The 7,984-nt window shown below is 67.2% G+C and carries 12 protein-coding genes; 2 read left to right on the forward strand and 10 right to left on the reverse strand.

Annotated elements, in window-relative coordinates; genetic code table 11:
• Window positions 1-86 precede the first annotated feature (86 nt).
• From DL991_RS34365 to DL991_RS34375, 3 genes are read right to left on the reverse strand one after another with little or no spacing between them, the layout of a single operon-like run.
• Window positions 87-668: a hypothetical protein gene (locus DL991_RS34365; protein WP_125788510.1), complete on the reverse strand. Its 582-nt coding sequence runs from the start codon at window positions 666-668 to the stop codon at window positions 87-89.
• 29 nt (window positions 669-697) lie between these two features.
• Window positions 698-1,285 (reverse strand): hypothetical protein, encoded by a 588-nt coding sequence (locus tag DL991_RS34370; protein WP_125788511.1) that lies wholly within the window; start codon window positions 1,283-1,285, stop codon window positions 698-700.
• 49 nt (window positions 1,286-1,334) lie between these two features.
• Window positions 1,335-1,952 carry a TetR/AcrR family transcriptional regulator gene (locus DL991_RS34375; RefSeq protein WP_125788512.1) on the reverse strand — a complete coding sequence of 206 codons (618 nt, stop codon included), beginning with the start codon at window positions 1,950-1,952 and terminating at the stop codon, window positions 1,335-1,337.
• 85 nt (window positions 1,953-2,037) lie between these two features.
• Between DL991_RS34375 and DL991_RS34380 the strand changes: the two genes are divergently transcribed.
• Complete coding sequence (locus tag DL991_RS34380) at window positions 2,038-2,742, forward strand: SDR family oxidoreductase (RefSeq protein WP_125788513.1); 705 nt, start codon at window positions 2,038-2,040, stop codon at window positions 2,740-2,742.
• 1 nt (window position 2,743) lies between these two features.
• Here DL991_RS34380 and DL991_RS34385 read toward each other — a convergent pair whose 3' ends face one another.
• The 4 genes from DL991_RS34385 to DL991_RS34400 are packed head-to-tail and all read right to left on the reverse strand — an operon-like array spanning window position 2,744 to window position 5,322.
• Entirely contained in the window at window positions 2,744-3,121 is a 378-nt protein-coding gene (locus tag DL991_RS34385; RefSeq protein ID WP_233599163.1) for a RidA family protein, read from the reverse strand.
• A gap of 58 nt (window positions 3,122-3,179) precedes the next feature.
• Window positions 3,180-4,421 (reverse strand): hypothetical protein, encoded by a 1,242-nt coding sequence (locus DL991_RS34390; RefSeq protein WP_125788514.1) that lies wholly within the window; start codon window positions 4,419-4,421, stop codon window positions 3,180-3,182.
• Window positions 4,418-4,750 (reverse strand): type VII secretion target, encoded by a 333-nt coding sequence (locus tag DL991_RS34395; protein ID WP_370308681.1) that lies wholly within the window; start codon window positions 4,748-4,750, stop codon window positions 4,418-4,420. Before DL991_RS34395 ends, DL991_RS34390 begins: the two co-directional genes overlap by 4 nt.
• Window positions 4,747-5,322, reverse strand: coding sequence for a YbaB/EbfC family nucleoid-associated protein (locus tag DL991_RS34400; RefSeq protein ID WP_125788515.1), 576 nt, complete (start codon window positions 5,320-5,322; stop codon window positions 4,747-4,749). Before DL991_RS34400 ends, DL991_RS34395 begins: the two co-directional genes overlap by 4 nt.
• A gap of 195 nt (window positions 5,323-5,517) precedes the next feature.
• Between DL991_RS34400 and DL991_RS34405 the strand changes: the two genes are divergently transcribed.
• Window positions 5,518-5,991 (forward strand): GNAT family N-acetyltransferase, encoded by a 474-nt coding sequence (locus DL991_RS34405; RefSeq protein WP_125788516.1) that lies wholly within the window; start codon window positions 5,518-5,520, stop codon window positions 5,989-5,991.
• On the opposite strand, the gene DL991_RS34410 is transcribed toward DL991_RS34405, so the two are convergent.
• The 3 genes from DL991_RS34410 to DL991_RS43570 all read right to left on the reverse strand — a co-directional run.
• Window positions 5,988-6,569 (reverse strand): (d)CMP kinase, encoded by a 582-nt coding sequence (locus tag DL991_RS34410; RefSeq protein ID WP_125788517.1) that lies wholly within the window; start codon window positions 6,567-6,569, stop codon window positions 5,988-5,990. The two genes, DL991_RS34405 and DL991_RS34410, sit on opposite strands and share 4 nt — an antisense overlap.
• Window positions 6,570-6,598: 29 nt before the next feature.
• On the reverse strand, window positions 6,599-7,219 hold the full coding sequence (locus DL991_RS34415; protein WP_125788518.1) for an SRPBCC family protein: 621 nt from the start codon (window positions 7,217-7,219) through the stop codon (window positions 6,599-6,601).
• Window positions 7,220-7,782: 563 nt separating this feature from the next.
• A partial coding sequence (locus DL991_RS43570; RefSeq protein ID WP_233599165.1) for a hypothetical protein occupies window positions 7,783-7,984 on the reverse strand: 202 nt, incomplete at its 5' end.

Below are 7,984 nucleotides of genomic sequence, written 5' to 3' on the forward strand. Positions count from 1 at the left end.
GGCGTGATTCGCGTGTCCAGGCACGGAACTCGCGTGATTGAAGGCGGAACTCGCGTGATTGGCGGCGGAACTCGCCGAGGGCTGGGTCAGGAGCCGGGCACGCACTTCTTGGCGGCCGCGGCGGCGGCCGCCAAGTCCGGGGTGTCCATTTTGACGGAAGCGAAGGGATCGGTCGTCTCCGTCAGTGGTTTCTGGGCCGCTTCAAGGGCTTTGAGTCCTTGGTCCAGCGCGGCCTGTCCCTTGGACGCGTCGAGCTGTCGCTTGCCGTCGGCCGCCGCGTCCCGTGCCGCGGTGTAGCGGTCCACAATGGACTTCTTGGCCTCGTCGCCGCCGGGGACCGGTGACGGGGGCAGCGCGGCCAGCTCGCCGATGACCTTGTCCGCGAGTCCGGCGCGCACCCCGAGGTCTTCGCTCAGCCAGCTCCTCGTCACTTCGACGCCCGACGCCTGTTTGCTCGCGTGATCGTTGCTGGCCTTCACATAGCCGTACAGCGCGCCGCACATCCCGTCGAGCCACGCGACGGTCTTGGCGTCCGGAGCGGCGGGTACCGAAGACGACGGGGTGGCGGTGACTGTCACAGGTGCGGCGGCAGGCGGCGGCTCACCCGAGCAGGCCGTTATCGCGAACAGGGCCACGGCTAGGGGAACGAGCAATACTTTCGTCTTCATCGGAGACTCCGTTCGCGGTGAAGCTTCGGTCAGTGGGGAGAAGCGCAACTCTTGGCCTCGGCCGCGACGGCCATCAGGCCCGGTGTCTCGATTTTGAGCGCGGGCAGGAGATCCGGGGTGTCCGTGACGGGCTTCTGCGTGGCGTCCATCGCCGCGATCGCGGCGTCCATGGCGGCTTCGTTGCCGGACTTCTCCAGACGCTGCTTGCCCGCGGCCGCCGCGTCCCTCGCCGCGGCGTATCGGTCCACAAGGGACTTCTTCACCGCGTCACCGCCGGGAATCGGTGACGGGGGCAGCGCGGCGAGGTCGTCGACGACCTCGCCCGCGAATCCCGCGCGGATCCCGAGTTCTTCCTTCAGGGCGCCGCGGGTGACTTCGATTCCCGGCTTCTGTTTGCGTGAGTATTCGTCGTGGGCCTTCAGATAGCCGTACACCGCGCCGCACACGCCGTCGAGCCAGGCGACGGCCTTCGGATCGGGCCCGGCGGGCGACGGCGACGACGGTGACGGCGGGGTGACGGTGACTGTCGCAGGCCCGGCGGGCGGCGGCCCACTCGAACAGGCCGAAACCGCGAACAGGGCACCCACCAGGGAAAAGAGCAGGAGTTTCGTCTTCATCGGATCTCCCTCCGGGGTGAACACGCACCGGAGGGCCCGCGGGTTGCCCTCAGTCGCAGTGCCCCATGAGCCGCGCGAGTTCGCCGGGCAACAGTGGCGGCTCCGGCAGCGGGCTCGCGGCCGTGGCCCGCATGCCGTCGAGCAGGAGCGCGAGGTGGCGGCGCCATGCCTCCGGGCGCACGGCCGCGGTCGCCTCCACGGTGCGCGCGATCCCCCAGGTCACAAAGGCCATGTCCTCGAGGGTGAAGTCGGCGCGAAGGTCACCGCTTTCCTTGGCTCGCTCGACGATCCTGGTCATGAGTTCGTAGCCGTGTTCGGGATCTTCGGTCTGCGGCGGACGCGTCGAGGCGAGTTCGTTGTAACCGCGATCGGCGGCCTGGAGTTCGCAGATCCGTTCGGCGAAGTACGTCAACCCGGCCCAGGCGTCGTCGAGGGAGAGCGCGTGTCCGGCCAGTTTCGCGACGGTCGCGGCCCGGTCGGCGAACACGGCGTTCACCAGATCCGCGCGCTGGGGGAAGTGGTTGTACAGGGTGCCGATGCTGACGCCTGCCGTCTTCGCGATCTCTTCGAGCGGGACGTCGAGGCCGCGCACCGCGTAGAGCCCTCTCGCGGCCTGCACCAGCAGGTCGCGGTTGCGCTGGGCGTCCTTCCGCAGAGGTTTGGCCATGACGCCATCGTAGTCAAGTTGAAGGGACCCTCAAGTTACGGGTATAAGTTGAGGAGAACCTCAACTTAGTTCTCCTGGAGGAGCCATGACCAAGACGTTCGCGATCTTCGGCGCCGGACCGGTGCTGGGACTTTCGCTCGCTCGTCGCTTCGGCCGCGAGGGTTTCCGTATCGCCCTCGTCGCGCGCACCACCGAGAACCTCGACGCGCTCGTCGCCGAACTCGCCAAGGACGGCATCGAAGCGAGCGGGTTCGTCGCCGACGTCTACGAGTCCGAACAGCTCGCGGCCGCCGTCACCGCCATCGGCCGCATCGACGCGCTGGCGTTCAATCCCGGCGGCGGGACCATGGGAGAGGGCATCGTGCCGGTGCTCGACGTGGATCCGGAGAACCTCCGGCTCATCCTCGACCGCTTCCTGGTGTCCGCGGTGGCGCTGGTGCGGGCCGTACTGCCGGGCATGACCGAACGTGGCGACGGCGCGATCCTGTTCACCGCCGGGCAATCCGGTCTGCACCCGGCGCCCTTCCTCGGCAACGCCGGCATGGCGCAGGCCGCGCTGCGGAACTACTTCCACAATCTGAACGCCGTGCTCGCCGAGAAGGGCGTCTACGCCGGAGCCGTCAACGTCGGCGCGTTGATCGAGGGCAGTGTGCCGCATCGGGTGCTCACCTCGAGCCCGCTGGACTTCGAGCCCGAGGTGATCCATCCCGATGTCTTCGCCGACGCCTTCTGGAAGCTCTACGAGACGCGCGAAGCTCCCGAAGCGCTGGTCGGTTCGTTCGGGAGGTGACCTACTTTTCGATGGCGTAGGCCTCGATCTCGACCTTCATCTTCGGGTCGAGCAACGCCGAGACCTCGACCATCGTGGCCGCGGGAAGCACGTCGCCGAAGGCTTCGCGGTGCGCCCGCGCCACGAGTTCGGCGTCCTTGATGTCGGTCACGTAGGTGACCGTGCGGACCACCGCGACCAGACTCGAACCGGCGTCCCGCAGCGCGGTCTCGATGATCGAAAGCACGGCCGTCGCCTGCTCGTACGCGTCGCCCGAACGGGCGGGTTCCCGTGCCGTCGTCCCGGAAACGTGGATGTGCTCGCCGACGCGCACCGCCCGGCTGTAGCCGAAGACCCGCTCGAAGTCCCCGCCGGAGGAGATGTTCACCCGTTCAGTCATGGACCGAACGAAAGCACGAAACGGCCCCGTACCGAAACCGGTACGGGGCCGCCGATACCTACTTCTCTTCCTTGTCCTCCGGCGGCTTCTCGTTCACGGCGGGCGGGATGGCCTTCGTCAGTTCGACGATGGTCTTCCCGGCCATGCCCGAAGCGCCGTAGGTCGGGTCGCTGAGGATCTTGGTCGTCTTCTCGATCGCGTCCGCCACCTTCGGGAACCTCTTGTGCAGGTCGCCGATCGGGAAGCTGTTCCAGTAGTCGAACCGCTTCAAGATGTCCGCCGCCTCGGGGCGCCCCTCCAGCACCTTCGTCAGCTTCTCGCGCACGACCCGGAGGGGCATGTCGCTGAGCTTTTCCCGAGGGGGCTTGGGTGTGGCTTCCGGAGTGGTGTCGGACGGTTTGGTGGGCGGGCCTTCGATCGGCTTCTTGCCGCCGGGCATCGGCGTCCCGCCGGCGGGTTTCGGTTTGGGCAGCGTGACCTTGCCGCCGCCGAGGGTCAGCTTCACGACGTCGTCCGCCGCCCCGCGCGTCTTGGCCAGGATCTTGATCATCTCGGCGAGCTTCTTGGCCGTGTCGGCGATCTGCTTGGCGATCTTGGCGATCGCCACCCCGACCGTGGTCATGATGGAGGCGATCGCCGCGATGATCGAACCGCCGAAGGTGACCGGCGCCAGCGCCACCGCCACGATCGCGGCCTTGAGGATGCCCGCCAGCGTCATGGCGATGATGTCGCGGACGATGCCGCGGACCGCGCCGATGACGGCACCGGCGATCCCCATCTGCTTGCCCGCGAAATTGACGTACTCGGCGAGCGCGTCGATCTGGGCGGCGACGCCCTCCATGTCGGCACGGAACTTGTCGGCGGCCTCGCCGTCCCACTTCTCCATGAACTTCTTGGTGGCGGCCGCGTGGTCCTCCGACCACTCCTTCACGACCTTGCCCTCGTTGTAGATCGCCGTCTTGGCCGCCTCGATGCCCTTCGGGTCACCCATCAGGAAGTCCAGCGGCCAGCGGAAGATGACGATGTGCTCGATCAGCCAGCCGATCCCGGCGGTGAGCAGCGACCCGATCGGGTCGACGACCATGCCGAGGACCTCGATCGCCATCCCCGCCGAGGCCAGCCCGATGCTGAGGCTGTCGCCGTCGTCGACGGCCTTCTTCAGTGAGAACGCGGAATCGAAGAAGCCCGCGCCCGCGGTGTCCCCGCTGCCCGCGAGGAAGCTGCGGTTCTCGTCCTTGAAGTCGTCGGCCTTGGTGCCGCTGCCGTTGCCGAAGTCGTTCGGGCGGTATTCGTCGCTCACTTGACCTTCACCTCGTCGATGCCCTTACCGGCGTCGGTGATCAGCTTCTCCGCCTCCTGCTCGTTGGCGTCGTACTTCTTCGCGGCCTCGCGCACCCTGTCCGAGAACTCCTGCACGTTCTCCGAGTACTTGTTCAGGTGGTCCCGCGCCTTCCCGCAGTGCATGCTCGCGCCGGCGCCGTAGATCTGGCCGCCGAAGATGCCGAAGATGCCCGGGTCGGCCACACAGCTGCCCACCATGCCGGCGCTCTTCCGCAGCGCGTCCTCGAGTTTGTCGAGGTGACCGGCGAACTCGTTCAGGGCTTCCGTCTTGACACCGAATCCGCTCACCACGGGCTCATTTCATCGTCGTCGGGGGTGGCCGGTCGCCGGGGTCGCGGCGCCGGGGGGTTCGGCGGCCGCACGGGACGGCCGGGCTGAGGCGGCATCGGGGGGCCTGCCTGCGGCGGGGGCGGCGGCCGGAAGCCCGCCTGCGGCCGCGGGTCCTCGTGGTGCGCCTCGGGAGCCCACTTGTCCTGCTCGGGACTCTCCGGGGCGTCTTCCTCGTCCTCGACCTTCGGCAGGAACGTGCGGACCAGCTCGGCGGCCTCGTCGTTGCCGTTGATCTCGGTGTACGACTCCGTGACCTTCTCCACGGTCTTGCGCTGGGCCTCGCGCACCGTCTGCATGACCAGGGAGGAGAGCCGCGCGGGTCCGAGCGCGGTGGCCCGGTTGCCGAACTCGATCGCGCTCAGCGAGCCGTTGGCCTCGACCGTCACCGTCACCGAGCCGTCGGGGGACCGCACCGTGGACGCGGAAGAGGTGAACGCGGCCGTCAGGGCTTCGGCTTTTTCCTGGAGTTTCTTGGCCTCTCGCTCCAAAAGGAGCGCGAAGTCCTCACCTGCGTCGAAATTGGGTTGCATGCGTCGCCTTGGCTCGGTTCGGATGGGGCACGATCGGAGAGAGTGCGAGGTCGACGAGGCGCTCTGCGGAACTGCCCGAGATCGTCACGTATCGTTACCACCGCGCGGGCGTTCGGACAACCCGGATGATCAGGTATTGCCCGAAAGGTCCTCCGGTGGTGGTGGTTCGGGCCAGAGCCTGGAAGAGGAACCGCGATGGAAACCGGACCGATCGTGCGGGACGCCGATCGAGACGACGTCATGGCCATCTGCCGCTTCGGCGAGGAGCACGTCCAAGCCCACTACGCGCCGCTGATCGGCGAAGAAGCCGCTGCCCTGCAGGTGCGGATGTGGTGGAACGAGACGAACGTCGCGGGCGCCGTTGCCCGCGGTTCGGTGGTGGTCGCCGACGACGGCGGGCACCTGGTGGGTGTCGGACAGCGCGGACTCGACGGTGCGGAGCACGTGATCTACAAGCTGTACGTGCACCCTCGTCATCGAGGTGGCGGGTTGGGCAGGCGGCTGCTCGACGTCCTCATCGGACAGTTGCCGCCGGGCACCGAACGGTTGTACATCGAGCATTTCGTGGCCAACGAACGCGCGGCAGCCTTCTACGAGCGCGAGGGTTTCAGGGTGGAGCGGATCGACGCTCGGCTCGGTGTGGTCTGGCGAGTCCGCGATCTTCGCTAGCGGAGGTTCCGGGTCAGGGGTCCGTCGAGCCAGCGATCGACCTGGCGCTGACCCCGCAGCCGGACGACGACGAGGTCCGGATACCGGTTCTCGGCGATGACCCTGTGCACGCGAGCGCGCATGATCGGGTGGTAGCGCCAGGCGAGCTTGACGATGTGGTCGCCGTCGGTGAAGAACGTGTACAGCGGGCCTTCGACGTTGCCGCCGGCGATCTTCGAGCCGCGCCCCACACGACGTTTCAGCGTCCGGACGACCGTGCGTGCCACGGTCAGGGCACGGGGATGATCGAGCCAGACGAGGACGTCCAACCGCTCGGTCATCCGCTCCCGGACCTCTTCGCCCTGCCATTCGATGGCCCACTCGTCGCCGGTGAGGAATTCCAGGACGTCGGCCTGCCAGGTCTCCCGCACCGTCCAGCCCGGTGCGTGGAAAAAGGACTCGAACTCGACGAACGGCAACTCCATGCGCTCGCACAGGGTTCGCGCCAGCGTCGACTTGCCGGATCCGGCGGGGCCCGCCACCGCGACCCGCCGGATCCGGCGTCCGGGAAGAGCGTCGTCCGGCCCGATGATCCGCATCCGGGGGAGTTTATCGGGAGGCGTCTTCGCTACCGCTTTTCGGCGGCCGTCTTGAGATCCTTCAGCCAGATTTCGAGGCCCTGTCCCAGCATCTCGGTGGAGTTGGGCACGTCCTTGTCGACCTGCGGGCCGGTGTGGCTCTCTTCGGTGCGGACGATGACGCCGCCGGGGACCTTGACGAAGGTCCAGACGTGGACGCCGTCGATGTGCATGCCGCCGGGGCCGTCGAGGGGGCCGGTCCAGCGGATGCACTTGCCGGGCTGGAGCTGCCGGACGGTGGACACGATGGTCACGTCACCGGGCGGGTAGGGCATGCCGGGCGGGACGGAAATCGTCCACTGGAACCGGGAATGCTTGCGGAACGGGCCGTGGTCCAGGCGTTTCATGGTGACGGGGAGGACGGGGTTCTGCCACGACGGCCAAGCCTCCACGTCGGTCTGCAGGTTCCAGACGGTGCGCGGCGGCGCCTTGATGAAGGTTTCGGTCCGGTAGTGCACCTTGGCGGCGCGGTCGATGCCTTTTCCTTGACAGGTAAGGGAAGTCGGTTTGTGGCCGTGAGCTTGGGCAGGCGTTGTGGCGCCGACGACGCCGGCGAGGGCCAGCGGAACCGTGAGCAGGGCGGCGAGCCGACGGCGTGAGGTGCCGAACATGATCCTTCTCCCTCTGTTCGCGAGCCGCTCGGTTAGCGGCTATCGCTATAGTTAGAAGCTATAGCGAGACGGTGGATAACGTCAAGAGGGAAAGTGAGAGGGTCTAACGCTGTGAGAGTTTCGGCTCCAGTCACGCGAGTTTCGCGTCCAGGCACAGGGAACGTCGGGCCGGCCGAGCGCGCCGTCCCGGCGGTCACCTCGGCGGGTAGCGAGGGCCTCCTTCCCTGCCCGCGGGGGCAGGGTCTCGGCAAAGTCGCATAACTGCTGGTGAAGTGGGTGGCGGGTGTCGATTCGGATTCTGATGACAGGGGCCCGTCACGGTGGCCGGACACCTTCTCGACCGTCCACAGGGGACTCTTTCCAGGTGGCAGTGTCTGATTCGGGCGTTTTGTGAAGGGGTCGCGAGTGGCGAGTGTCGTTCTGGCGAGCCTCGTCTTGGGTACCTACTGCGTGACCTGCGGCGCTTCTTGCGTGATGCCTGGTTTGAAGTTCATGAAGGTCCCCTTCCTGTACTTAGGCGCAAGGATGGGGTCTTTCACGCGCTGTCGCTGTGGCGCTGAGGCTCACGGGGGCGTTCCTGCCCGGCCGCGGTGTGTCGTGAAGGGCCCCTTTGAGACCTTCAACGTCTCAAAGGGGCCGGCGGTTTCAATCGGTTGTTGCAAGTGGTGGCGGCTGATAGGGAGATCGTCATGCCAGGAGCCCGGTTGACGCGCGAGGAGCGGGAAAAGATCCAGAATGGTCTGGATCAAGGTCTTACTCAGGACG

This window comes from Amycolatopsis sp. WAC 01375, from assembly GCF_003947325.1.
Taxonomy (GTDB): domain Bacteria; phylum Actinomycetota; class Actinomycetes; order Mycobacteriales; family Pseudonocardiaceae; genus Amycolatopsis.